The following is a 23,301-nucleotide window of genomic DNA, read 5'->3' as shown; positions in this document are numbered from 1 at the left end:
TCAGGCGTGCGCGCCCGCCCGGCGTAGGCGGGCCACTGCCTCGGCCAGCACCTCGGGGCGCTTGCAGAACGCGAACCGCACCAGCCGCCGGCCGGCCTCCGGGTCGTCGTAGAAGACCTGGGTGGGTACGGCCACCACGCCGCAGCGGTCCGGCAGCGTACGGCAGAAGTCGACGCCGTCGGTGCCGCCGAGCCCGGTGATGTCGGTGGTGACGAAGTACGTCCCCTCCGGCGTGAGCACGTCGAAGCCGGCGTCGCCGAGCCCGCTGATCAGCTGGTCGCGGCGGGCCTGCATGCCGGCCCGGAACTCGGTGAAATAGGCGTCGGGCAGGGCGAGGGCCACCGCGACGGCCGGTTGCAGCGGCGCGGCGTTGACGAAGGTGAGGAACTGCTTGACCCGCAGCACCGCCGAGACGAGGGCCGCCGGGCCGCTGACCCAGCCCACCTTCCAGCCGGTGCAGGAGAAGGTCTTGCCGGCCGACGAGACGCGCAACGTGCGCTCGCGCATCCCGGGCAGCGTGGCCAGCGGGACGTGCCCGGTCGACGCGTCGGTGAAGACCAGGTGCTCGTACACCTCGTCAGTGACCGCGTACGCGCCGTGCTCCTGGCACAGCTCGGCGATCAGCGACAACTCGGCCCGGGTGAAGACCTTGCCGGTCGGGTTGTGCGGGGAGTTCAGCAGCACCAGTCGGGTCCGGGGCCCGAACGCGGCCCGCAGCTCCGCCGGGTCGAATGCGTACCTGCCGTCGTCGGCGGGCCGCAGCGTGACAGGTCGCCGGACCGCGCCGGCCAGGGTGACCGAGGCGGCGTACGAGTCGTAGTAGGGCTCGAAGCAGACCACCTCGTCGCCCGGCTCGCAGAGACCGAGGATCGCCGCGGCGATCGCCTCGGTGGCGCCCGCCGTGATCACCACCTCGCCGTCCGGGTCGTACTCCAGGCCCCAGAAGCGACGTTGGTGTGCCGCCACGGCCGCGCGCAGCTCCGGGACGCCGGGGCCGGGTGGGTACTGGTTCCGTCCGGAACGCAGCGCCTCGGCCGCGGCGGCCAGCATCTCGGGCGGGCCGTCGGTGTCCGGGAAACCCTGCCCGAGGTTCACCGCACCGGTACGCACGGCCAGAGCGGACATCTCGGCGAAAACCGTCGTCCCGAACGGGCGCATCCGGCTCACCAGCGGGTCGACATCGGTGCTCGTCACACCGTCAGGGTACGGGTGGGCCTGGTCGTCCCGCCCCGGCCCGGCTGGGTGCTCGGTGACGCTGATCACCGGTGTTGCGCTAATCGCTCAAATTCAGTGATTGTTTAGCCCGCTTTCGCGCAGACATCGTGAGCGGATCTAGTTAGGCTGCCACCCATGTGTGGAATCGTGGGGTACGCCGGCAGTCGGCCGGCGCTCGGTATCGTGCTCGACGGCCTGCGGCGGCTGGAGTACCGCGGCTACGACTCGGCGGGCGTCGCCGTGGTCTGCGACGGGCAACTGCTGACCGAGAAGAAGGCCGGCAAGCTGGCCAACCTGGAGAAGGTGCTCTCGGAGCGCGCCGCCGAGGACCCGGACGCCTGCGGAGCCAGCCCGATCGGCATCGGCGACGGCACCACGGGCATCGGACACACCCGGTGGGCCACCCACGGCGGCCCCACGGACCGCAACGCTCACCCGCACCTGTCGCCCGACGGCCGGGTCGCGGTGATCCACAACGGCATCATCGAGAACTTCGCCAAGCTCCGCGCCGAGTTGGAGGACGACGGCGTCCAGTTCGCCAGCGACACCGACACCGAGTGTGCCGCGCACCTGCTCGCCAAGGCGCTGGCCGAGCTGCGGGCCGCCGGCCACCCGGACGGGCCGCAGTTGCTCGCCGCCGCCATGCGGGTGGTCTGCCAGCGGCTGGAGGGTGCCTTCACGCTGCTCGCGGTGGACTCCGGGGTGCCCGGGGCCGTCGTCGGCGCGCGGCGCAACTCGCCCCTGGTGGTGGGACGTGGCAACGGGGAGAACTACCTCGCCAGCGACGTGGCCGCGTTCATCGAGCACACCCGCGAGGCGGTCGAGCTGGGCCAGGACCAGATCGTCCTGATCACCGCCGACACCATCGAGATCACCGACTTCGCCGGTCAGCCGGCCACCGGCAAGGACTTCCACATCGACTGGGACTCCTCGGCCGCGGAGAAGGGTGGCTACGACTGGTTCATGCTCAAGGAGATTGAGGAGCAGCCGCAGGCCGTCGCCGACACGCTGCTGGGCCGGATGACCGAGACCGGCGAGATCATGCTCGACGAGGTCCGCCTCAGCGACCAGGACCTGCGCGACGTCGACAAGATCTTCATCGTCGCCTGCGGCACCGCGTACCACTCCGGCATGGTCGCCAAGTACGCCATCGAGCACTGGACCCGGATCCCCTGCGAGGTGGAGCTGGCCAGCGAGTTCCGCTACCGCGACCCGGTGCTGGACCGGTCCACCCTGATCGTGGTGATCTCGCAGTCCGGCGAGACCATGGACACTTTGATGGCCCTGCGGCACGCCAAGGAGCAGAAGGCCCGGGTGCTGGCCATCTGCAACACCAACGGCTCCACCATCCCCCGGGAGTCCGACGCGGTGCTCTACACCCACGGCGGGCCGGAGATCGCCGTCGCCTCGACCAAGGCGTTCCTCACCCAGTTGGCCGCCTGCTACCTGATCGGCCTGCACCTGGCCCAGGTGCGGGGGGTCAAGTTCGCCGACGAGGTGGCGGCCGTGCTCGACCAACTGCACCAGGTGCCGGACAAGCTGCGGGAACTGCTCGGGCGGATCGAGCCGGTCCGGGAGCTGGCCCGGGAGCTGAAGTCCGCGCCGACGGTGCTGTTCATCGGCCGCCACGTCGGCTACCCGGTGGCGCTGGAGGGTGCGCTCAAGCTCAAGGAGTTGGCGTACATGCACGCCGAGGGCTTCGCGGCGGGTGAACTCAAGCACGGCCCGATCGCGCTGATCGACCAGGGCACTCCGGTGATCTGTGTGGTGCCGTCGCCGGTCGGTCGCGGGCTGCTGCACGACAAGGTCGTCTCCAACATCCAGGAGGTACGCGCCCGGGGCGCGCGCACCATCGTGATCGCCGAGGAGGGCGACGAGGCGGTCGTCCGCTACGCTGACCATCTGATCTACGTCCCGCGTACCCCGACGCTGCTCGCCCCGCTGGTGACCACCGTGCCGTTGCAGGTGCTCGCGGCCGAGATCGCCGCCGCCCGGGGACACGACGTCGACCAGCCGCGCAACCTGGCGAAGTCGGTCACCGTCGAGTAGCACGCGGACGCTCACCGGCCGAGCACCACTCGCGCCATGCCGTCCAGGGCGGGGTTGGCCGGGTCCCAGTAGCCGGTGTGCCCGTACCGGCCACTGGGGAACGTCCGGCCCCCGAAACCCGGCTCGGCCGGGTCGCGCCCGAACCAGCGTTCGTCGCGCGGCCCGGCCAGCCAGTCGACGATAGTGCCGACCGGGGAGGCACCGAGCACCGACTGCCGGGCCAGCTCGTCCGATGGGCGGGTCAGCCGGATCACGTCGTCCGGCGCGGTGCTGGCCCACACCTGCTCGGGCGGCACGCCCAGCTCGGAGGCGTGCCCCACACCGACGCCGGGCGACCCGACGAAGACCAGCGCGTCCGCGGCGAGCCCGTGGTCGCGGGCGGCGGTGCCGACCACCAGCGACCCGTAGCTGTGGCCGAGCACCGTCTGCCGGGCCGGTGGCCCGTCGTGGGTGGCCCGCAGTCCCTCCTGGAACCGGTGCAGCGCGTCGCCCGCGTCGCGGGCCTGCCCGTCCCGGGCCGCCTCGTGCAGGAAGTCCGGGGCGTCGTAGTCCAGCCAGAGCACCGCCGAGGTCTCCTGGCCCGGTGCCAGGTCGGCGCAGCGGGACAGCACCCGGGCGGCCCGGCCCAGTTCGCCGGTGGCGTCGTCCAGCCCGGCGGTCATCCCCGGCACGTACGTGACCACGCCGGAGGCGCGGTCCGGGTCGCCCAGCGCCACCACCGTGCGTCCCTCGCCGCCCACGTCCAACCCGAGCAGGTACGCCCGGGGCGACTCCGTCGCGTCGAGCCGGGTGGCGAGCGCGTCCAGCCCGGTCAGCGCGGCGTCCACCGCCCGCAGCCCGGCCACCTCCGCCGGCCCGCGCGGCACCCGGGCGAGCAGCCGTTCCCAGCGCGCCCGTAGCTCCTCCCGCCGGGTGCCCAGCAACGACCGATTGGCCTGGTCCCGGTCGGTCGCCGGCACCCCGTCGAGCCGACCGACCAGCTCCGGCTCGTGCAGCACCAGCCAGCGGCGCTGTGCCGTGCTGAGCCCGGCCCACCAGAGCCGCACCCGGCCCGGGTCGGTGTGTGGTGCGGGCCGACCCGGTGGTGGCGGGACCACCCAGCCGGCGGCGGCGTCCCGCGACAACTGCCCGAGGCGTCCGGCGGCCTCGCGGTCGGCCGCCCCGGCCAGGTCGAGCGCGTCCCGGAGGCCGGTGGCGACCGGGGCAACCGTGGCGGCGGCCCGCTCCGGCGGCACCCGCGCCGGGTCGGGGCGCACCCGGCCCGACCGGTCGATCAGCACTCCGGTGGCGGCGGCCAGCTCGACGGCCGAGGAGAGCCGGGCCCGGGCTGCCGCGAGCCGGGCGGCGAACCCGGCGAGCACCTGGTCGACCTCGACGGCGGCCGGGACGAGCGCGGTCAGCTCGGTCCGCAGCCCGCCCAGCCGGGTCCCGGCCGACCCGGCGGCCCGACCGGACCAGCCGGTGCGCAGTGCCGTCGTGCCGTCGGCGAGTTCGTCGGCGCGTCGCCGGGCGAGCCCGGCCAGGCCCGACCAGGCGGTGCCGGTGGTCCGCCAGCCGCCCGGGTCGGCCGTGGAGAGCTGGACGTAACCGACGGCCGTGGGCCGGGTCGGCGTCGCGCCGGTCACCGGGTCACCGCGGAGAGCCGGGTGGCGGCCCGACCGTCCACCGACTCGTACGCCCCGGCGGCGGCGCGTACCGCGTCCCCGGTCTCGGCCACCTGCGCGCCGAGCCGCCCGCACCAGGTGTGCACCGACCTCTCCAACGCGGCCAGCGCCCCCGCCGCTGCCCACTGGCGGTCCGGTGCGGCCAATCCCGGTACGCCCGCCGGCCCGTGGGCCAGCCGGTAGGCGGTGTCGCCCAGCGCCCGCCCCACCCGGTGCAGCGTCTCCGGCCGCACGGTCAACTCCTCCTGCGCCATCGGCCCCTCCCGCCCTCGGCTCCCGCACGGCGCAGACGCTAGGCGGGGCCGGGCGTCGCACGCGTGCCCTGTGGACGACGGCGGCAGGCGTACCCGACCGTCGTCCACAGGGGCCGCCGGGTATGTGGACAAGGGGCTATCCTGCGGCCCGCCCGCCGGTAGGGTGGCGCGTGATCGTCGGTATCGATCGCGTGCGGGGCGCGGGAGACGGGGTGTGACATGCGGCCGGTCTGGCGGGTGGCGGAGATACGCGCGGCCGAGAAGGCACTGATGGCCGAGCTGCCCCCCGGCACGCTGATGCAGCGCGCCGCCGCCGGTCTGGCCCGCCGTTGCGCGTTGCTGCTCGCCGACCGGGGCGGGGTGTACGCGGCACCGGTGCTGCTGCTCGTCGGCTCCGGCGACAACGGCGGCGACGCCCTGTACGCGGGTGCCCGGCTGGCCCGGCGCGGTGCGGCCGTGTCGGCGTTGCTGCTCGACCCGGAGCGCGTACACGCGCCGGGGCTGGCCGCGTTGCGGGCTGCCGGTGGCCGGGTGGTGGACCGTCCACCGGTCGTGGTCGACCTGGTGCTCGACGGGATCGTGGGCATCGGTGGGCGGGGCGGGCTGCGGGAGACCGCCGAGCAACTGGCGGCGAGCCTGCTGCGGCAGCACGGGCGCGACGGCGGCCGGGCGACGGTGGTGGCGGTGGACGTGCCCAGCGGTGTCGAGGTGGACACCGGGGCGGTGCCGTTGACCTCGTCCGGTCGGCCCAAGGCGGTGCGGGCCGACGTGACGGTGGTCTTCGGCGCGTGGAAGCCGGCCCTGTCGGTCGGCCCCGCCGCCGCGCTGGCCGGGCAGGTGGAGCTGGTCGACATCGGGCTGGGACCGTGGCTGCGGGGCAGCCCGGCGCTGCACGTGGTGGAGGAGTCCGACGTCGTCGACTGGTGGCCCCGGCTCGGCGCGGCCTCGGAGAAGTACACCCGGGGCGTGGTGGGGGTGGCCACCGGGTCGGCGACGTACCCGGGTGCGGGGGTGCTGTCGGTCGGCGGCGCGCTCGCCGGGCCGACCGGCCTGGTCCGCTACGCGGGAGGCGCCCGCGAGGAGGTGGTGCGCCGCTACCCGTCGGTGATCGCCACCGACCGGGTGGTCGACGCGGGCCGGGTGCAGGCGTGGGTGTGCGGCTCGGGCCTGGGCACGGACGAGCGGGCCGCCGCCGAGCTACGGGCGGTGCTCGCCGCGCCGGTGCCGGTGGTGCTGGACGCCGACGCGCTGACGCTGCTGGTCGACGGTCGGCTCGCCGACCAGCTCCGGCGTCGTGACGCGCCCATCGTGATCACTCCCCACGACCGGGAGTTCACCCGGCTCTGCGGCGAGGAGCCCGGCGCGGACCGGGTCGCCGCGACGCTGCGACTGGCCGCCTGGACGAACGCGGTGGTGCTGCTCAAGGGGAACCGCACGGTGATCGGCACGCCGGACGGCCGGGCGTACGTCAATCCGACCGGCACTCCGGCCCTGGCCACCGGCGGCACCGGGGACGTCCTGGCCGGGCTGCTCGGTTCGCTGCTCGCGTCCGGTCTGGCGGCGGAGCGTGCCGCTGCGGTGGCGGCGTACCTGCACGGGTTGGCCGGCCGCGAGGCGGCGCGGTGCGGTCCGGTGGCCGCCGCGGACGTGGCCGACGCGCTGCGGCCTGTCCTGGCCCGGATCACCTGACCTCCGTCGTCGCGGGACCCGCCCGACACCCCGTACCCGGCCGGGGGCGACCCCGGGTGATCAGCGCGGAAGTAGGGTGGGAGGCATGTGGCAGGCCGAGGTACGCGTCGACCTCGACGCGATCCGGGAGAACGTGGACCGGTTGCGCACCGGCACCAGCGCCGAGTTGATGGCGGTGGTGAAGGGTGACGGCTACGGCCACGGCATGGTCCCGGCCGCCCGTGCCGCCCTGGAGGCGGGCGCGGACTGGCTCGGGGTCTGCACCCTGGACGAGGCGTTGGCCCTGCGGGCGGCGGGCATCGACGCCCCGGTGCTGGCCTGGCTGCTGGTGCCCGGGTTGCCGTTGCACACCGGCGTCGCGGCCGGCGTCGACCTGGGGGTGGCGAGCCTCGCGCAGCTCGACGAGATGATCGAGGCGAGCCGGCGCGCGGAACGCCCGGCCCGGCTGCATCTCAAGATCGACACTGGGTTGGCCCGGGGCGGCGCGACCGTCGCGGACTGGCCGGCCCTGCTCGACGCCGCCGCCAAGGCGCAGGCCGACGGGCTGATCGAGGTGGTCGGGGTGTGGAGCCACTTCGTCTACGCGGACCTGCCCGGCCACCCCACCACGGACCGGCAGCTGGCGGTCTTCCACGAGGGGCTGGCCATGGTCGAGCGGGCCGGACTGCGCCCGCGCTACCGGCACCTGGCCAACTCGGCGGCCACGCTGACCCGGCCCGACACCCACTTCGACCTGGTCCGTCCCGGGCTGGCCGTGTACGGCCTCTCCCCGGTGGCCGGGCAGACGTACGCGCTACGGCCGGCGATGACCGCCCGGGCCCGAGTGATGCTCACCAAGCGGGTACCGGCCGGGGCCGGTGTCTCCTACGGGCACACCTACCTCACCGAGCGCGACGCGACCCTGGCCGTGGTGCCGCTGGGCTACGCCGACGGGGTGCCCCGGCACGCCTCGAACACCGGTCCCGTGCAGCTCGGCGGGAAGCGGCGGACGGTCGCCGGCCGGGTCTGCATGGACCAGTTCGTGCTGGACTGCGGCGACGATCCGGTGGTCGCCGGTGACGTGGTCACCCTCTTCGGCGACGGCACGGACGGCGCGCCCACCGCCGACGACTGGGCCGAGGCGGCCGGCACCATCAACTACGAGATCGTCACCCGGTTCGGCAGCACACGGGTACCCCGGATCTATGACGGCGGCGGGTCGGCATGAGGGTGCCCCGACCGCGTACCGCCGCCGGCCGGGCCGCCGGGCTGGTCGGTGCGGCGCTCGGCGTGGCCGCCGCCGGGCTCGCCGCCGGTGTCGCCACCGAACGGGCCCTGGTCCGCCGGCTCAAGGCCGATCCCGCCGACCCGTACGTCGACGAGGTCTTCGGCGAGCAGCACTACGACGCGGCGTACCGGCTGGAGCTGCCCGACGGCACCGACGTGCATGTGGAGGTGGTCGAGCCGATCCGTCCCGTCGCGGGCAACCCGACGATCGTGCTGGTGCACGGCTTCTGCCTGGACATGGGCACCTTCCACTTCCAACGCAAGATGCTGGCCGGGCGGGGCGAGCACCGGATCGTGGCGTACGACCAGCCCGGGCACGGCCGCTCGGGGCGGCTGGAGGGCGGCGAGTACGACCTGGTCGCGCTCGGGCACACGCTGCGCCGGGTGATCGACGAGGTGGCACCGGACGGGCCGCTGGTGCTGGTCGGGCACTCGATGGGCGGCATGACCATAATGTCGCTGGCCGAGCTGTACCCGGAGATGTTCGACGACCGGGTGGTGGGCACAGTGTTGATGGCCACCTCCGGCGGTCTGCTGGCGGAGACGAAGCTGGTCGCGCCCGCCCTGCTCGGGCGCGTCGGCGCGCCGGTGCTCTACACGGCCGGCTACGTCACCCGGTACGGCGGGACGGTGATCGACCGGGCCCGCAAGTCCACCAGCAACGTGGCCTGGCTGCTCACCCGCAGGTACGGCTTCGGCACCCGCAAGCCGAGTCCCTCGCTGGTGTCGTACGTGGAGGAGATGAACTCGCGTACCTCGGCCGACACGGTGACCCGCTACCTGCGTACGCTGGCGACGCACTCGCGGTTCCCGGCGCTGGCCGCGTTGGAGGACACGCCGGTGTTGGTGATCGTCGGAGACAAGGACATGATCACGCCGGTGACGCATTCCGAGGAGATCGTCCGGCGGCTGCCGCACGCCGAGTTCGTCAAGATCCACGACAGCGGGCACGTGGTGATGCTGGAGCACGCCGACGAGGTCAACATCGCGGTCAGCCGGTTTCTCGACTCGTGCGAGCGGGACCGCCCGTGACCCGCGTCGAGCTGCCGACCGTCGCGGACACGCACGCCTTCGGGCGGCACCTCGCGGGGCTGCTGCGCGCCGGTGACCTGGTGCTGTTGACCGGCCCGCTGGGCGCCGGCAAGACCGCGCTGACCCAGGGGATCGGTGCCGGGTTGGGCGTGCTCGGCGACATCACCTCGCCGACGTTCGTGATCGCCCGGGTGCACCGGCCGGACCCGGCCACCGGGCGCGGGGTGGCCCTGGTGCACGCCGACGCGTACCGGTTGGGGTCGGCGAGCGATCCCCGGGCCGAGATCGACGACCTGGACCTGGACGCCTCGGTGGAGGACTCGGTCACCGTGGTCGAGTGGGGCGAGGGGCTGGTCGAGCAGTTGGTCGACGCGCATCTGCGGGTCCGCCTCGACCGGCGCGACGACGACACCCGGGTCGTCGAGCTGGAGCCGGTCGGCGGAGACTGGGCGACGCGACTGGCCGCGCTGACCGTGGCGCGCTGACCGCCCTGCGCCCAGCGCTGTCGTACCCACTGCCTACAGTGCCCGGAAACGATCCGACCGGTGAAAGGCCGCCGATGCCCGACGACACCCCCGCTCTCGACCTGCTGGCTCTGCTTCCCGAGCAGTGGCGCGAGGTGCTCGCCCCGCACCTCGACCCGGCCCGTACGGCCGCGCTGGCCGACTTCGTCGCCGGGGAGTACGCGACGCAGACGGTCTTCCCGCCGGTGGAGGACCTCTTCTCCGCCTACCGGCTCTGCGCGCCGTCGGCCTGCCGGGTGCTGATCCTCGGGCAGGACCCCTACCACCGGGTCGGCCAGGCGCACGGGCTGAGCTTCAGCGTGCGCGAGGGGGTCTCGGTGCCGCCGTCGCTGCGCAACGTCTTCAAGGAGTTGGGCGAGGACCTGGGCGTGCCCAAGCCGCGCAGCGGCAACCTGGACGGCTGGGCGGCACAGGGGGTGCTGCTGCTCAACTCGGTGCTGACCGTGCGGCAGGGCACTCCCGGCTCGCACGCCAACCGGGGGTGGGAGGAGTTCACCGACGCCACCATCCGGGCGCTGGACGCCCAGCAGTCGCGGGTGGTGTTCCTGCTCTGGGGCGGTTACGCACGCAAGAAGGCGGCGCTGGTGACCAACCCGCAGCACGTGGTGCTGGAGGCGGGGCACCCCAGCCCGATGAACCCGCGTGGCTTCCTCGGCAGTCGTCCGTTCAGCGCGGCCAACAAGGCCCTCGCCGACGCCGGCCTGCCCACCGTCGACTGGGAGCGCAGCGCCGGCTGAGCCGCCCGCGTTCCCGCTGGACGCGACGGTGCCCCTGCACGTCACCGGAGGGCGACGTGCAGGGGCACCTCCGTGTCAGCCGATCCGGTACGCGCGAACGACCGTCTCGGTCAGGGTGGCGGCGCTACCCCTGGCAGTGACCTGCACGGACACGTACCCGGGGGTGGCCGGGTGCCGGACCGTGCCGAGGAAGGTGCCGGCGCCGGTGCGGACGACCGGGGCCGGCCGCCAGGTGACGCCCTCGTCGTAGGAGATCCGCAGGCCGACCGACTTGGCGTCGGCGCTGCTGATCGGGATGGTGAAGGACCGGCCGGCGGGTGCCGTGCCGGTGGCGTCCAGGGTCGGCGCCATCCGGACCGCCATGAGGCGTGACGCGGTCACCGGCCGGGTGAACGTCCAGTCGGCCGTGACCCGGGTGGACAGGCCGAACGAGGCCGCCCGGGTGGACTCCACGTGGAGCCGGTAGTTGCCCGGTACGGGCCGGGCGGTGAACCGGGCGTGACCGGGCCGGTCGGCGGTGGCCACCTCGGTGCCATTGCGATAGAGCGTGGTCGTACCGGAGAGGGCTTCCTGCTCGACGTGGCCGGGATGACCGGCGCTGTCGCAGTAGGGGGCGACCCGCACGACCAGTTGGTCGCCGGACCACCCGCCACCGGCGGTCGGGCAGGGCGCGACGATCGGGGCGTTCCAGGTGGAGGTGTAGGTCCGCCCGGCCCGGTAGGCGATCGGCGGTCCGCTCGTGGTGACGGTGTAGTAGTCCACCGCCTCGTCCGAGTACTGGAACACCCGGGAGGCCCACCTGATGCCGCCGTCGGTGTTGAAGTAGCGGGTCTGCGCCAGCGGCGTGGAGGCGTACGCCGGGGTCAGCGGATAGCCCGGCACGATCGCCGCGGACTGCATCGCGGTCGGACCCTCCGGGGCCTGGGCGCGGGCCGAGGTCCGGTCCACGGCGAGTTCTCCGGCGGTGGCGGACCTGGTGAAGCCGGTGGGCAGCGTGCCGGGCCGGTGCCAGGCGAGTTGGTACGCGTACCGGCTGGGATCCGATCCGTCGGCGAAGGCCGCGCCGATCACCGAGACGAAGGTGTCACCGCTGCCGGTCCCGCCGATCTGGGCCGTCCGCATCCGGACCGACGCGTTGCTGCTGCCGCCGACGGTCACCCAGGAGTCGCCATTGCGGACGCCCACCTGGACGGTGCTGTCCGCGCGGACCGCGTCGGCTGCCGGCACGCTGATCCGGACCGGCCGCCCGGCCCGTTCGTCGAGCGTGAGGTCGGTGTCGGCGGGTACGGCGAGGTTCGTGTGCGCCAGATAGGTCAGCTCCGGCAGGTGGGAGAACATCTGCGACACGACCGCGTAGCGTCCCTCGGGCACCCGGATGGTGATCTCGCTGCCCTGCTCGTCGTCGTAGTGGTAGAGCGAGTCGTAGACGTACGGGGTGTCCAGGCCGACGACGGTGGTGTAGAAGTCCCTGCTCGCCTGACCGTCCACACCGAGGTGCCGCAGCGTCAGCGAGTGGGTGGCGGCCTCCCGGATCAACCCGACCGGCGTGGTCAGCCGCTTGCCGTCGCCGGTGCTGGCGGTCAGTCGCCCGGAGTACGGCCCGGCCGGTGCCGTCGTCGAGGCGGCGGCCGTGACGGTGGCCTGCGCGCTGCCACCGGCCGGCACGGTCAGCGTCGACGGGCTGACCTGGAACAGTCCGGAGGTGGGCGTCATCCGCGGCCCGTCCACGGTCAGGGCCAGGGTCAGCGTCTGCGGCGTGGTGCCGGTGTTGCGGTAGGTGACCGTCCGGCTGATCGGCGCGTTGTCGGTGTGCGGGTACGTGTGCGTGCCGAGGCTCAGGCTCGGCGGGTCGGCGAGCACCCGGCCGGCGAGCGCACCGGCCACGTCGACTCGACCGGCCCCCTGGGCGAACACGCCGACACCCGGTGCCGGTCGGGCGGTACCCATCAGCGCGGCCTTGATCATGTCCCCGGTCCAGTCCGGGTGTCTCTGCTTCAGCAGGACGGCGCTGCCGGCCGCGTGTGGGGCCGCGAAGGAGGTGCCCCACAGGCCGTCGGTGTAGGGGCCGGTGCCGTACGCGTCGGTGCTGCGGGCGGCGGTGATGTCGTCGCCGGGTGCGGTGAGGTCGGGCTTGACGGCGTCGTCGCCGAGACGCGGGCCCCGGCTGGAGAAGGAGGTCAGCCGGTCGTCGTGGTCGACCGCGCCGACGGCCAGCGCGGCATCGGCGGTGGCCGGTGACCCGACGTCGTAGTCGTGTCCGGCGTTCGGGTTGTTGCCGTTGTCGCCGCTGTTGCCGGACGCGACCACGAACAGCGTGCCGTGCTGCTCGCTCAGACGGCGCAGGGCGATCTCCAGGGGGTCCTCGCCGGGGGTGTCGGGGAAGCCGAGGCTCATGTTGACGACTGCGGCGCGCTTCGGGCCGGCCGCCCACTCCATCGCGGCGATCACCGCCGACTCGGTCGAGTCCCAGTCCCCGGTCTTGGCGTCGATGATCGTCGCCTCCGGAGCGACGCCCCGGTACCGGCCGGCCGAGGCGGCCCCGCTGCCGGCGGCGACGGCGGCGACGGCCGTGCCGTGTCCCATCAGGTCGCGGACGTCACCACTGGTGGGTACGCCGCCGTCGGAGACCGGCGAGAAGTCGACCTGGTCGGTCACCCGGCCGACCAGGTCGGCGTGGGTGGCGTCGACACCGCTGTCGATCACCGCGACGGTGACGCCCCTGCCGGTCAGACCGGCCTGCCAGGCGCTCGGCGCGCCGATCTGCTGGACGCCCTCGGCGCCGTGGAAGCGCCCGACGGCGTCCAGCCAGACCTTGCCCTTCGCGCCCTTGCGGGTCAGCCCCGACCAGAGCCGGTCGAGGCCCTGCTTGCGGGTGTGCATGGCGGTGGCCGGGAAACTGGTCATCCGGTGCACGATCGTGCCGTCGACGCCGCTGTCGGTGGAGGCGATGATCGGCAGGTCGGCGCGTCGGTCGTCGTCGTACCCGTCGGCGAGCAGCCCGGTCACGTCGAACAGCCGTGGGTCGAGCCGATCCGCCCGCAACAGCGGCAGCGCGTCGGCCGGCACCACCCGTACCCGACCGGCGATCGTGCTGGTCAGCATCGGAATCTCCGACCTTCCCGGGCCTGGGACGACGCTGACGCCGCCGTCGGCGGTCACGGTGACCCGGTCGCCGGTGATCAGCGTCGCGGTCCGGCCGTCGCCGACGGCGGATGGCGCCGACCCGGGCGCGTCGGCGGCACCGGCCGGGGACGCGGGGACGAGACCGGCCGCGAGCAGCAGCGCCACGGCGGCCGGCAGGAATCTTCTGGGACGCATGTACCTCTTGTCCTCCATTGTGGACATACGACGTGCGGGAGGAGTGCGGCGGCGCCGTGCCCCCGGGGGCGGGGACACGGCGCCGGACGTGCGGGGTCGCCGGTGTGGGCCAGGGGCTACCGCGCCTGGAGCACCGGGACCCAGGTGTTCTCGTCGTTCACGTCGAGCACCTCGACCGACTCCACGATCCTGGTCAGTTCCGTGACCGAGAGCCCGCCGGTGCTGAGAACCTGCACCTGCACCACGCCGTCGGCGGTCCAGCGGTTGCAGAACGGGTCACCCGACGCCTGGTAGCACTTCGTCTTGCCGGCCTTCGCCTGCTGGTTGGAGGAGGAGGCGGGCGTGACGTGGATCCTGACGCTGTTCGGGATGGTCCCGGCCTCGTTGTCGCCGTACGGCGAGGTCAGGCCGGTGGTCGCCGGGGCGGGGGCGGCGTAGGTCACGCCACCGTAGTTGCCCGCGCGGGCCTGCGAGATGCCGCTCAGGCCGGGCAGGGCGTGCGTACCGGCCTCCACCGGGGTGTGGCCGGCGGGCAGGTAGCCGACCCGGAACGGCAGCGTGGCGGGCACCGCCGGGCTCGGCTTCAGGGCGGTCACCAGCGCCGACAGGTCCGCGATGGAGGGGTCGGGGGTGCTGGTGTACGCGGTCACCACGGCCCATGCGTCGTCGGCGTACTCCCAGGCCAACTGCCGGCCGGCCGGCTCGACGGTCGACTCGACGGCCTGGCGGCCGGCGATCGTCGACGAGGTGCCGCCGACGACCCCCGCCGGGTCGAACGCACCCGGCCGGTAGAGCGTCAGGTAGGCGTACAGCGGTCGCTGGGTCGGATCGGTGTCGGCAGCCGGGGGGCGCTTCCCATCCCGACGGACGGGCGTCTCGGAGTCCTCGACCGGCCGGTCGTAGGTTACTCTGCCGTCCACGTAGACCGAGGCGATCTGATAGGCGGTGGAGACCACCACGGGGTCCTGCACGCGCAGCGGACCGGCGTCGAACGCGCGGAACGTGAAGCTGAACGGCGGCGCGTCCGACCAGGTGGCCTCCGCGTCCGGTGCGGCCCCGGCGACGATCGTGGTCGACGGCTCGGCGGTCCCCGGACCGCCCGGCGTCAGCGCGAACGTGCCGGCGACCACGGCCGCGACCAGGCCGGCGGCACCTGCGGAGGCGAATCCCGCCCGACGGCGACGTTCGGCCTTGCGGCCGGCCGTGACGATCTGGTCGACGGAACGCGACATGGGCGGCTCGTCCACGGTCACCGCCGCCACGATCTCATGCAATTGCGACATTCCATTCCTTGTCCTCGATGTTGGTGAGCCGGTCGGCTCCGAGTAGTTCGCGGAGCTTGGCGAGACCGCGCGACGTCTGGCTCTTCGCCGTGCCGACGGTGCAGCCCAGGACCTGGGCCGTCTCCTCCAGGCTGAGTCCGAGGTAGTGGCGCAGCACCACGGCGGCCCGTTGGCCGGTGGGTACGGCGTTCAGCGCCGCGCGCAGCCGTAGCCGCTCGTCGGTGGCGCCGTTCGGGTCGTCCACCGCAACGTCCGGAATGCCGTAGCCGGCCGACCGCTCCCGCCCCTGACGCCAGGGCCTGCGCGTCTCGTCGACGGCGGCCCGGTACACCATGGTCTTGGCGTACAGGTCCGGGCGCTCCACCTTGCGCCAGCGCGGGTACAGCTTGATCAGTGTGTTGGCCACCGCGTCATCCGCCGCGTGCCAGTCCCCGCAGGTCACATAGGCCAGCTTGCGCAGTGACGCCATCTCGGACGCCACGAACTCCCGGAACGCTTGCTCGTCTGCGGCCTTCAAATCGACATTCCTCCTCTGTCCGGAGGTGGGACGGTGGTGGCGGGAGCAGAAGTTGCTCGGCGAACAGAAGTACTTGCCCGACAACTCTCGGTAGCGGCGCTTCCATCGAGGGCGGGCGGGGCGCCACGGGGCGGTCGGCGGTGCGGCTAGGCTGGCTCATTGTGCTCGTACTCGTGGTGGACAGCTCGACGCCGGCGGTGACGGCGGCCCTGGTCGAGGTCACCGCGACGGCGGTGACGACCCGGGCGCACCGGTGCACCGTCGACGCCCGCGCCCATGGCGAGCTGCTCGCGCCTCAGGTCGACGCGGTGCTGACCGACGTCGGCGTCCGCCCGGCCGACCTCGACGCGATCGTTGCCGGGCTCGGTCCGGGGCCGTTCACCGGGCTGCGGGTCGGGCTGGTCACCGCCGCCACCATGGGCCAGGTGCTCGACCTCCCGACGTACGGTGTCTGCTCGCTGGACGCTATCGGGTACCCGGCGGCGAGCGGCGAGCCGGTGCTGGCGGCCGGTGACGCGCGCCGGCGGGAGATCTACTGGGCGGTCTACGACGGTGCCGGGCAGCGACTCGTCGGGCCGGAGGTCGGCGCGCCGGCGGTCGCCGCCGAGCGGGCCCGGGAACTGGGTGTCACGGCGGCGGTCGGCGACGGCGCGCACCGGTACGCGGAGACGCTCGGGCTGCCGCTGCGACCGGAACCGCGCTACCCGGACGCGTCGGCGCTGGCCACCCTGGCCGCCGAACGCATCCGGGCCGGTGCACCCGGCGAGACGCTGACCCCGCTCTATCTGCGGCGGCCGGACGCCGTGGCGGCCACCGCCCGCAAGACGGTCCTGCCGTGAGCGAGCGGCAGCGCACCGAACCGGTGCGGCGCGAACCCGGGCAGCGCGAACCGGAGCAGCGTGGCCCGGTGCGGCTCGGCCGGTTCCGGTGGTGGCACATCGACGAGGTGCTGCCGATCGAGGTGGACCTCTTCGGCGCCGAGCAGTGGTCCGCGGCGATGTTCTGGAACGAGCTGTCCCACGGGCACTTCTATCTGGTCGCGACCGACGACGATGGCGCGGTGCTCGGCTACGCCGGGCTGGCCGTCGCGCCGCCCGACGAGGCGTGGGTGCAGAACATCGCGGTACGCCGGGACGCGCAACGCCGGGGCGTGGGGCGGGTACTGCTGGAGGCCCTGCTCGCCGAGGCCGCCCGACGGCGCGTACGCAGCGTGCTGCTGGAGGTCGCGGCGGACAACGCGCCGGCCCAGCACCTCTACGCGTCGTACGGCTTCGAACCGATCGGCGTGCGGCGCGGCTACTACCAACCGAGCAACACCGACGCGCTGGTGATGCAGCGCTACCAGGACTGAGAAACCATGGCTGACGAACCACTGATCCTCGGCATCGAGACCTCGTGCGACGAGACCGGTGTCGGCATCGTGCGCGGGCACACCCTGCTCGCCGACGCGCTCGCGTCCAGCGTGGACCAGCACGCCCGGTTCGGTGGGGTGGTGCCCGAGGTGGCCAGCCGGGCGCACCTGGAGGCGATCGTGCCGACCATGCAGCGGGCGCTGACCGAGGCCGGGGTGACCCTCGCCGACGTCGACGCGATCGCGGTCACCGCCGGTCCGGGGCTGGCCGGTGCGCTGCTGGTGGGGGTGGCCGCGGCCAAGGGGTACGCGGTCGCCGCCGAGAAGCCCGTCTACGGGGTCAACCACCTGGCCGCCCACGTCGCGGTGGACACGCTGGAACACGGGCCGCTGCCCGAGCCGGCGATCGCCCTGCTGGTCTCCGGCGGCCACTCGTCGTTGCTGCTCGTCGACGACCTGGCGCACGGCGTCACCCCGCTGGGAGCCACCATCGACGACGCGGCCGGGGAAGCCTTCGACAAGGTGGCCCGGCTGCTCGGCCTGCCGTTTCCGGGCGGCCCGTACATCGACCGGGAGGCGCGGGCCGGTGATCCGGCGTCGATCGCGTTCCCGCGTGGCCTGACCGCCGCCAAGGACCTGGCCGCGCACCGGTACGACTTCTCGTTCTCCGGGTTGAAGACCGCGGTGGCCCGGTGGGTGGAGGCACGACAGCGGGCAGGTGTTCCGGTGCCGGTGGCCGACGTGGCGGCGTCCTTCCAGGAGGCGGTCTGCGACGTGCTGGTCACCAAGGCGCTGGACGCCTGCCGTAGCAGTGGTGTGGAGACCCTGGTGATCGGCGGGGGAGTGGCGGCCAACTCGCGGCTGCGGGCGTTGGCCGAGCAGCGGGCCGCGCGAGCGGGCATCCGGGTACGCGTACCCCGGCCGGGGCTGTGCACCGACAACGGCGCGATGGTGGCGGCCCTCGGCTCGCACCTGGTCGCCTCGGGTGTCGCGCCGAGCCGGCTCGACCTGCCCGCGGATTCGGCGATGCCGCTGACCACGGTCAGCGTGTGAGGGAGGACGGCGACGTGATCGTACGCATGTGGGAGGCGCGGGCGGAGCCGTACGCGCTCGCCGAGTTGATCACCTGGGTCTGCGACAGCGCCCTGCCCGAGTTCGAGCACGACCCGCTGCACCTGTCCAGCGAGGTGTTCTCCTCCACCGACCACCGGGTGGTGGTGATCTCGAAGTGGCGCAGCAGCCCCCGGCCGCTGCCCGAGCCGCCGGTGATGCTGCTCGCCCGGCCGCCGCACTCCTGGGACTTTACCCAGGTCGACCGCTGAGCCGGGCCACCACGGTCAGCGGATGGTCACCGTGGTGGTCGCGGTGGCCCGGTCGATGTCGCTGGTCCGGGCGCTGATCCGCAGCGTCCACTCGCCGGCCAGCGGGAACTGGATCTCGGCACTGCCGTGGTGCGGTTCCAGGCTGAGCACGTCGATCGCGATCGGCTCGACACCCGCCTCCGGCAGCGCGGCGGTGATGCTCCACTCCGCCACCGGCAGCTCCTTGCCCTCCGGCGTGTAGACGTACGCGTGCAGGCTGTTCGCCGTGTTCGGCGCCGCCGGGTAGATGTCGAACTGCACCACGAAGATGCTGGTGGTGAGTGACTGCGCGACACCGTCCCGGGTGACCCCGTCGGCGGTCGCGCCGTCGGTGCGTCCCGGCGGCGTCTGCACCAGTACCGCTGTCAGCGCCAGGACCAGCGCGGTCACCGCGAGTTCGACGCCGGCCGCGCGGGCGACCCAGCGGGGGCGTCCGGCGGCGACCCGCCGCCGGATCAGGCGTCGCTGCCAGGCCGCGATCGCCAGCACGGTCGCGAGCAACGCGGCCTTGGCGCAGAGCAGACGACCGTACGCGGTGCCGAGCAGCGCCGACGGCCGACCGAGTTCGATCGCGGCCTGGAGCACCCCGGCGGTGACCAGCCAGGCCACGGCCAGCGTGGCCCACCTCGACCAGGCCGGCAGGATGCGGGCGAGGACCCGCTCGTGGGTGCCCCGGAGCAGGAACACGGTGAGGGTGAACAGCCCACCCAGCCAGACGGCGACCCCGACGACGTGCACGGTGGTCAGCACGATGCTCACCGGCGGCACCGGTGCGGCGACCGGATGCCCGGCGAGCGGCCAGGTGACCGCCCCGGCCACCCCCACTGCGGCCAGCGCCCCGGTCCGGGCGCGTCCGGCGGTACCCCGGGTGACCGCCGGCAGTAGCGCCGCGGCGACGCCGACCAGTGCCAGGCGTGCGGCCAGCACCAGCCCGATGTCGGTGTCGGCGACGGCACGCAGGTCGGCGGGGGAGAGTCGCCCGACCGGCGCGCCGACCACCTGGGCGGCCTGCCCGACCCAGGTGCCGACGATGGCCACCGCGACCAGGCCGAGACCGATCAGCGCGGTCACCGTCGCACCCCGCCGAGATCGTCGGGGTGGCCAGAGGGCGGCCGCGAGCAGCGGTGGGCCGACCGCCAGCAGCAGACCGAGATACCCGAGGAACTTGGCGGCGGGCACCAGGACCCCGGCCGGTGACTCCGACTCTGCCGCGGCCGGCAGCGGCGGGGCCACCGACGGCGCTCCGGCGGCGAAGGTGAAGCTGCCGGCGACCGGGTGGCTGTCGGCGGAGATGACGCGGTAACTGACCAGGTACGTGCCGAGCGGCCGGTCGGAGGCGCGCAGCATGATCCGCAGGGTCCGGTCACGGACCTCCGGGTCACCGATGTTGATCCGCTTGCCGTCCGGCGCGAGCACCTGCACGCGGCCGGACACCGGTGCGACCGACTCGCTGAAGGTGATCAGGACCTCGCGCGGCGCGTACGGAAGCACCTCGTCGCGCTGCGGGGTGGTGCTCACCACGACGGCGTGCGCCGCCGCTGGGCCGGCGGGACCCAGGGCGGCGCACAGCGAGGCCAGGACCAGCCCGAGCAGGGCGAGGGCCCGGGTACGGGGAGCCATCGGTGCGGGTCGGCTGGTTACCTGCGGCGCAACAGCCGATAGCTGAGGAAGCCGCCGGTGCCGAGGGCGGCGAGGAAGATCGCCCAGATCAGCGTGTTGCTGATGCCCATCGGCGGTGCGGTATTGGCCTGCGCGGCGGCGATCAGTCCGTCCTCACCGGGTGCGGGCAGCACGGCGGGCGGCAGTTCGGCGTACCGCACCAGGCCGGTGCTCTCCAGCATCAGCATGTGGTCGCTGACGTACTTGTTGGTGGCGTTGGCCAGGTCCCGGATCACGTCGTTGCGGGTGCTGCCCCGGACCGCGGTGACGACGGGGAGGATCGAGCCGTGGGCGACCCGGAGCCGGGTGACGAAGATCTGGTCGAACTGGGCACCGGTGGCGTTCTTCATCTCCGTCAGCCACTGCTGCTGCTGTGCGGACGGCACGGTCGGGATGGTCGCGCCGAGCTTGTTGGCGGCCTCCACGGTGAGGCGGTCCAGCTCCTCGTGCTGTCGGGCGATCTCCGCACCGACCTCGCGGACCACCGCCGACTGGCCCTTCTCGGCGGCCATCTGCCCGGCCGGCATCTCCCAGAGCCCGGCCAGGCGCACCCCGTCGAGCAGGGCCTGGTCGGCGGCGGCGAGCTGCTGACCGACGGGCGCGGCCACGGCGGCACCGGGCTGCCAGACGAGAGCGGCGGCGATCGTGGTGAGCAGCACCGCCAGGCGACGGGACCGGGTGCCCTGCCGGCGACGAACGGAATCCAGCGGTGCCATGTCTGCGGCGCCTCCTCGGACGAGAACCGGTCGACTACGTGACGGGCGGCCGCACCCCGCCGGCCGCTCGTCCGCACAGTGGTACGGAATGAGTGGCCGATCAGTTCACCGGTTCCGAAACCGGTTCACGGTCATGTCCGGCCGGATCAGCCGACGTCGAGCGGGTCGGCCAGCAGCCGGTCGAAAGCGAGTTCGGCGGCACCGACCAGCGGGGCGTCCTCGCCGAGCTTCGGGGTCCGCAGGCGGACGTGCTCCAGGCAGGCGGGCAGGCCGTTCGAGTTGAGTCGACTGCGTACCTGGGCGGCGGCGGCCAGATAGAGGTCGCGCATGGTGCCGCCGAAGATCACCATCTCCGGGTTGAAGATGTTGACCAGGTTGGCGACGCCGAAACCGAGCCAGTCACCGGCCTGGCGTACCGCGGTCTGGGCCCGGGCGTCGCCCCGGTCGGCGGCGTCGAAGACGGCGAGCATCGCCTCCCGGCCCCGGGCGTCGGAGCGTCCGGCGGCCCGCAGCAGCGCGTGCTCGCCGATCTCGGTCTCCCAGCAGCCCCGGTTGCCGCACTCGCAGCGCACCCCGTCGCGGGTGACCACCATGTGCCCGACCTCGCCGCTGTAGCCGCCGTGCCCGGTCAGGCGGCGGCCACCGGCGATGATCCCCGCACCCACGCCGACGTCGCCGTAGAGATAGATGACGTTGTCGCAGCCGGCCGCCACGCCTCGGGCGTGTTCGGCGAAGGCCGCCACGTCGGCGACGTTCCCGACGGTGACCGGGACGTCGACGCCGAGCTCGCTGCCGAGGGTGGTGCCGATCGGCTCGTCCACCCACCCGGTGGTCGGACCGAGCCGGACCAGTCCGTCGTCGCGGCGCACCATGCCGCAGACCGCCACCCCGGCCCCGACGCAGACCGCGCCCTGCGGCAGCCCGTGGCGCATCTCCTTGACAGCCCCGGCCAGTAGCGGGGCGGCCTCCGTCGCGGTCAACCCGCGCGGTCGGTCGAGTTCCCAGCGGTCGAGCACCGCACCACCCAGACCGACCCGCGCGGCCCGCAGCCGGTCCACCTCGATGCTGTACGCGTACGCGAAGACCCGGTCCGACTCGGGCCGGACGACCAGCGACGGTCGTCCGGCCCGGCCGGTCTCCCTCGGCGCCCCCTCGCTCACCAGGCCGGCCGCGGCGAGGTCGGCGGTGAGCGCGCCGATGGTGCTCCGGTTCAAGCCCAGCGTGTTCGTCAGCTCGGCACGCGTGGTGGCGCCGTGCAGGTGCACGTAGCGCAGCAGGGCACCGAGATTCTGCCGGCGGATCTCGTCCTGGCTGGGTCCTACGCGCATCGGGCGTTACTACCTTCGGTACAGCGGATCAGCGGTTGCCGGTGGCCGAGGCTCGTCGTCGCGACAACGCGTCGACACTCGCCGCGAGCAGCAGCACCACGCCGGTGACCACGTACTTCACGCCCGAGCTGTAGCCCATCAGCCCCATGCCATTGTCGATCACCGCCACCACGGCGCCGCCGAGGACCGCGTCCAGGACGCGTCCCTTGCCGCCGAAGAGGCTGGTACCACCGATCACCGCCGCGCCCACCGCGTAGAGCAGGACGTTGCTACCACCGGTGTTCGGGTCGACCGAGTTGGCCCGGCTCGCTGCCACGATGCCACCGATCGCCGCCATCGTGGAGCAGATCACGAAGACCGAGATGCGGATCCGGTCCACGTTGATGCCGGCACGGCGCGCGGCCTCCTTGTTGCCGCCGACCGCATAGATGTGCCGGCCGTAGCTGGTGCGCTGGAGCACGAACGTCCAGACCACGAGCAGGATCGCGATGATCGGCACCACGATCGGCACACCCTTGAGCGAGCTGATCAGCACGTTGCGGCTGCGCTCCAGGTTGAGCACGTAGACGGCGACGCCGAGGACCACGGCCAGGATGCCGATCCGGCCCAGCACCATGGCCAGCGGGTCGTTGATCAGGCCGCGTGCGGCACGTTTGCGGTACCGCAGCAACTGCACCGCGGCGAAGCCGGCGACCGCGAGCGCGGTCAGGGCCCAGCCGAGCGCCGGCGGCAGGTTGCGGTTGGCGATCGCCACCAGGACCGAATCACGGACCGAGATGTTCCGGCCCTCTTCCATCAGCAGCAGCACCACGCCCTGGAAGGCGAGGAAGCCGGCGAGGGTGACCACGAACGACGGGATGCCGACCTTGGCGACCAGGAAGCCCAGCGTGGTGCCGATGACCAGGCCGGTGAGCACGGCCGCGAGCACCGCCACGTACCAGGGGTACCCGAGGACGGTCACCACGTTGGCCAGCACCGCCGCGCAGACGCCGCTGGCGAAACCGGCGGACAGGTCGATCTCGCCCAGCAGCAGGACGAAGACCAGGCCCATGGCGATCAACGTGACCGCCGCGCCCTGGGTGAACAGGTTGGCGAAGTTGCCCGCGGTGAGGAAGCTCGGACGCATGATCGAGAAGATCGTGCAGAGCACGAGCAGCCCGGCGACGGCGGGCAGCGCGCCGATGTCGCCGCCGCGTACCCGACGCCAGTAGCCGCGTACGTGACTGCCGACGGTGGGTGCCGGCGCCACGGCGGCCGGCCCGTCCTGCTTGACGGCGGTGGAACTCATACCGACCCTCCGCTGCGCTGCGGGCCGGCATCGGCCCGGAGTTGATGATT

At 73.5% G+C, this 23,301-nt stretch carries 20 protein-coding genes; 10 read left to right on the top strand and 10 right to left on the bottom strand.

The genetic code is table 11. The features are described from left to right. Nucleotides 1–1,194 carry a pyridoxal phosphate-dependent aminotransferase gene (locus ACZ31C_RS08035; RefSeq protein WP_465794666.1) on the bottom strand — a complete coding sequence of 398 codons (1,194 nt, stop codon included), beginning with the start codon at nt 1,192–1,194 and terminating at the stop codon, nt 1–3. Between the two features lie 156 nt (nt 1,195–1,350). On the opposite strand from ACZ31C_RS08035, the gene glmS reads away from it, so the two are divergent. After that, nucleotides 1,351–3,264, top strand: a complete 1,914-nt coding sequence (gene glmS / locus ACZ31C_RS08030) for a glutamine--fructose-6-phosphate transaminase (isomerizing) (protein ID WP_350692812.1) — start codon at nt 1,351–1,353, stop codon at nt 3,262–3,264. Between the two features lie 11 nt (nt 3,265–3,275). Here the strand turns inward: glmS and ACZ31C_RS08025 are convergent, their stop codons facing one another. Together ACZ31C_RS08025 and ACZ31C_RS08020 are read right to left on the bottom strand one after the other, a co-directional pair. Beyond that, nucleotides 3,276–4,889: an alpha/beta hydrolase gene (locus ACZ31C_RS08025; protein ID WP_465794665.1), complete on the bottom strand. Its 1,614-nt coding sequence runs from the start codon at nt 4,887–4,889 to the stop codon at nt 3,276–3,278. Beyond that, complete coding sequence (locus ACZ31C_RS08020; RefSeq protein WP_449942960.1) at nt 4,886–5,182, bottom strand: hypothetical protein; 297 nt, start codon at nt 5,180–5,182, stop codon at nt 4,886–4,888. The genes ACZ31C_RS08025 and ACZ31C_RS08020 overlap by 4 nt, the downstream gene beginning before the upstream one ends. A 219-nt stretch (nt 5,183–5,401) precedes the next feature. On the opposite strand from ACZ31C_RS08020, the gene ACZ31C_RS08015 reads away from it, so the two are divergent. The 5 genes from ACZ31C_RS08015 (at nt 5,402) to ung (ending at nt 10,430) form a co-directional block, all read left to right on the top strand. Further along, entirely contained in the window at nt 5,402–6,871 is a 1,470-nt protein-coding gene (locus ACZ31C_RS08015) for an NAD(P)H-hydrate dehydratase (protein WP_465794664.1), read from the top strand. Nucleotides 6,872–6,956: 85 nt separating this feature from the next. Then, on the top strand, nt 6,957–8,078 hold the full coding sequence (alr, locus tag ACZ31C_RS08010) for an alanine racemase (protein WP_465794663.1): 1,122 nt from the start codon (nt 6,957–6,959) through the stop codon (nt 8,076–8,078). Beyond that, complete coding sequence (locus tag ACZ31C_RS08005) at nt 8,075–9,169, top strand: alpha/beta fold hydrolase (RefSeq protein ID WP_465794662.1); 1,095 nt, start codon at nt 8,075–8,077, stop codon at nt 9,167–9,169. Before alr ends, ACZ31C_RS08005 begins: the two co-directional genes overlap by 4 nt. Further along, nucleotides 9,166–9,654, top strand: a complete 489-nt coding sequence (gene tsaE / locus ACZ31C_RS08000; RefSeq protein WP_465794661.1) for a tRNA (adenosine(37)-N6)-threonylcarbamoyltransferase complex ATPase subunit type 1 TsaE — start codon at nt 9,166–9,168, stop codon at nt 9,652–9,654. The genes ACZ31C_RS08005 and tsaE overlap by 4 nt, the downstream gene beginning before the upstream one ends. 74 nt (nt 9,655–9,728) lie before the next feature. Continuing rightward, a complete protein-coding gene (gene ung / locus ACZ31C_RS07995) occupies nt 9,729–10,430 on the top strand; it encodes a uracil-DNA glycosylase (RefSeq protein ID WP_465794660.1) in 702 nt (233 codons plus the stop codon). 75 nt (nt 10,431–10,505) lie between these two features. Here the strand turns inward: ung and ACZ31C_RS07990 are convergent, their stop codons facing one another. The 3 genes from ACZ31C_RS07990 to ACZ31C_RS07980 all read right to left on the bottom strand — a co-directional run bounded on the left by ACZ31C_RS07990 (nt 10,506) and on the right by ACZ31C_RS07980 (nt 15,548). Continuing rightward, nucleotides 10,506–13,748 carry a S8 family peptidase gene (locus tag ACZ31C_RS07990; protein WP_465794659.1) on the bottom strand — a complete coding sequence of 1,081 codons (3,243 nt, stop codon included), beginning with the start codon at nt 13,746–13,748 and terminating at the stop codon, nt 10,506–10,508. A 116-nt stretch (nt 13,749–13,864) separates the two neighbouring features. Then, nucleotides 13,865–15,031: a hypothetical protein gene (locus tag ACZ31C_RS07985; RefSeq protein WP_465794658.1), complete on the bottom strand. Its 1,167-nt coding sequence runs from the start codon at nt 15,029–15,031 to the stop codon at nt 13,865–13,867. Then, complete coding sequence (locus ACZ31C_RS07980; protein WP_465794657.1) at nt 15,015–15,548, bottom strand: SigE family RNA polymerase sigma factor; 534 nt, start codon at nt 15,546–15,548, stop codon at nt 15,015–15,017. The genes ACZ31C_RS07985 and ACZ31C_RS07980 overlap by 17 nt, the downstream gene beginning before the upstream one ends. A 161-nt stretch (nt 15,549–15,709) precedes the next feature. On the opposite strand from ACZ31C_RS07980, the gene tsaB reads away from it, so the two are divergent. From tsaB to ACZ31C_RS07960, 4 genes are all read left to right on the top strand, one after another. After that, entirely contained in the window at nt 15,710–16,387 is a 678-nt protein-coding gene (tsaB, locus tag ACZ31C_RS07975; RefSeq protein ID WP_465794656.1) for a tRNA (adenosine(37)-N6)-threonylcarbamoyltransferase complex dimerization subunit type 1 TsaB, read from the top strand. Nucleotides 16,388–16,455: 68 nt separating this feature from the next. Beyond that, complete coding sequence (rimI, locus tag ACZ31C_RS07970; RefSeq protein ID WP_465795009.1) at nt 16,456–16,899, top strand: ribosomal protein S18-alanine N-acetyltransferase; 444 nt, start codon at nt 16,456–16,458, stop codon at nt 16,897–16,899. A 6-nt stretch (nt 16,900–16,905) separates the two neighbouring features. Continuing rightward, entirely contained in the window at nt 16,906–17,952 is a 1,047-nt protein-coding gene (gene tsaD, locus ACZ31C_RS07965; protein WP_465794655.1) for a tRNA (adenosine(37)-N6)-threonylcarbamoyltransferase complex transferase subunit TsaD, read from the top strand. Between the two features lie 14 nt (nt 17,953–17,966). Further along, the gene (locus tag ACZ31C_RS07960; RefSeq protein WP_131056998.1) at nt 17,967–18,221 is read left to right on the top strand and encodes a hypothetical protein; all 255 of its coding nucleotides are present in this window, start codon (nt 17,967–17,969) and stop codon (nt 18,219–18,221) included. A 15-nt stretch (nt 18,222–18,236) separates the two neighbouring features. On the opposite strand, the gene ACZ31C_RS07955 is transcribed toward ACZ31C_RS07960, so the two are convergent. From ACZ31C_RS07955 to ACZ31C_RS07940, 4 genes are all read right to left on the bottom strand, one after another. After that, entirely contained in the window at nt 18,237–19,880 is a 1,644-nt protein-coding gene (locus tag ACZ31C_RS07955) for a copper resistance CopC/CopD family protein (protein ID WP_465794654.1), read from the bottom strand. A 17-nt stretch (nt 19,881–19,897) separates the two neighbouring features. Further along, entirely contained in the window at nt 19,898–20,635 is a 738-nt protein-coding gene (locus ACZ31C_RS07950) for a DUF4142 domain-containing protein (protein WP_350692790.1), read from the bottom strand. A gap of 146 nt (nt 20,636–20,781) precedes the next feature. Then, nucleotides 20,782–21,963, bottom strand: a complete 1,182-nt coding sequence (locus ACZ31C_RS07945) for an ROK family transcriptional regulator (RefSeq protein ID WP_350692788.1) — start codon at nt 21,961–21,963, stop codon at nt 20,782–20,784. A gap of 28 nt (nt 21,964–21,991) precedes the next feature. After that, nucleotides 21,992–23,251 (bottom strand): sugar ABC transporter permease, encoded by a 1,260-nt coding sequence (locus ACZ31C_RS07940; protein ID WP_396741611.1) that lies wholly within the window; start codon nt 23,249–23,251, stop codon nt 21,992–21,994. Nucleotides 23,252–23,301: the final 50 nt, after the last annotated feature.

It is taken from the genome of Micromonospora sp. NPDC023869, from assembly GCF_055559695.1.
The sequence above is the reverse complement of the archived record's forward strand: the minus strand, read 5'-3'. Positions and strand labels throughout refer to the sequence as shown.